This window comes from Moorena sp. SIO4G3, assembly GCF_010692305.1.
GTDB classification, from domain to species: domain Bacteria; phylum Cyanobacteriota; class Cyanobacteriia; order Cyanobacteriales; family Coleofasciculaceae; genus Moorena; species Moorena producens_A.
In genome coordinates this window covers 1-1,468 of record NZ_JAAHIG010000728.1, presented here as the reverse complement: position 1 = coordinate 1,468, position 1,468 = coordinate 1, and the positions used below count along the sequence as shown (strand labels likewise).

Annotated in this window: 2 protein-coding genes; both read right to left on the bottom strand. The window is 44.6% G+C overall.

Going from position 1 to position 1,468, the window contains the following annotated elements:
• On the bottom strand, positions 1–399 hold a 399-nt coding region (locus F6J99_RS44975; protein WP_293123919.1), incomplete at its 3' end, for a caspase family protein.
• 482 nt (positions 400–881) lie between these two features.
• Positions 882–1,468 (bottom strand): WD40 repeat domain-containing protein (locus F6J99_RS44970; RefSeq protein ID WP_293123917.1); only part of this gene is annotated, 587 nt, incomplete at its 5' end.

Sequence of the window (1,468 nt, the reverse complement as noted above, 5' to 3'; positions counted from 1 at the left end):
GCAGTCGAGGATACCCAAGAAATGACGACAGGGTAATTGACTTAAAGCATCGTGTAACAAGGTCATGGGCAGATAACTATTAGTATCGCCGAGTAAAGCATCTTGAGGAATTAAGTAACCAGCCGGGCCATCATCCCCATTGAGAGCGACTCCATGACCAGCAAAGTAAAATAATAAGCGGTCATTTTCAGTGATTTGTTCTGGTAAGGTATGAAATAAAAATTTGTGGAAGTTAGACAGAGTTGCTACTTCGTCTAGGCATACCCACACTTGGTAATCATGCTTCTCGCGGAGAATTTCCACTAGTTTTTTGGCATCGTTTACGGCAGTGTTGAGGGGAGAAATGCCGTTGGTGTAGTTATTGATGCCGATGATAAAGGCGAGATTGCGAGAAAACATGTTATGCTAAAAGCACTTATAAAGATAACTTGAATACTCTTGATTGGGAGCATCCCTGTCTTGATGCAATAGCGAGTGGTTTGAATTTACCGTAAGACAGTTGAGCCTTAATCAATAAGTTTTACACCTTTTCTGCATAGCCTACCAACCATAAAGGCTCAACTGTCTAAGGTTTGGTCTCCGGGGAAACCCCCTGTTCCCTTGCTGCATCGCTTTGGCAAATATATCTTTTTCTGTGGGCGGTCTAATCCCGCTCACACAGCTGGGATATAGTTTTTCAAAACTGGGATGCTCCCTATTTATTCCCCAGGATAATCTGTTGACTTTACCCAGAAATTCTTAGTTTCGTAATAAATCTTTACAGATTGTCATGTTGAATTAATAATTTGGAATTTTGAATGGTCGCGTTCGCGTAGCGTGACCTACGGTCAAGGGACTTGACGAATAGCTGCTACGGCGTTAAAAACTTTTATCTTTTGCAACTACTTCTTTACTTTGTCGCACAATTGCCTATCGCTCTCGCTGACATTAGGATTATTCTCCAAATAATGGCGCAGCCAATCGCAAGTCTTCGCCATTAAAGAGTCTAAGTTTAAGTCTAGATTCCCGAAGAGTTTGATCCTGAAGAGTTTGATCGTGTTGTCAATACTGCCAGAAGCCAAGGTCTGGCCATCCCGGCTGAAACTGACGCTATTGACAGCGCCATCATGCTCGATCAGGGTGTGGATTACCTTGCCTGTCTCTAGATTCCAGTGTTTGATGGTGTTGTCATCACTGCCAGAAGCCAAGGTCTGGCCATCCCGGCTGAAACTAACGCTATTGACAATGTTAGTATGCCCGATCAGAGTGCGGATTTCGGTTCCTGTCTCTAGATTCCAGAGTTTGATGGTGTTGTCAGTACTGCCAGAAGCCAAGATCTGGCCATCCCGGCTGAAACTAACGCTATTGACAGCGCCATCATGCCCGATCAGGGTGTGGATTACCTTGCCTGTCTCTAGATTCCAGTGTTTGATGCTGTTGTCATCACTGCCAGAAGCCAAGGTCTGGCCATCCCGGCTGAAACTAACGA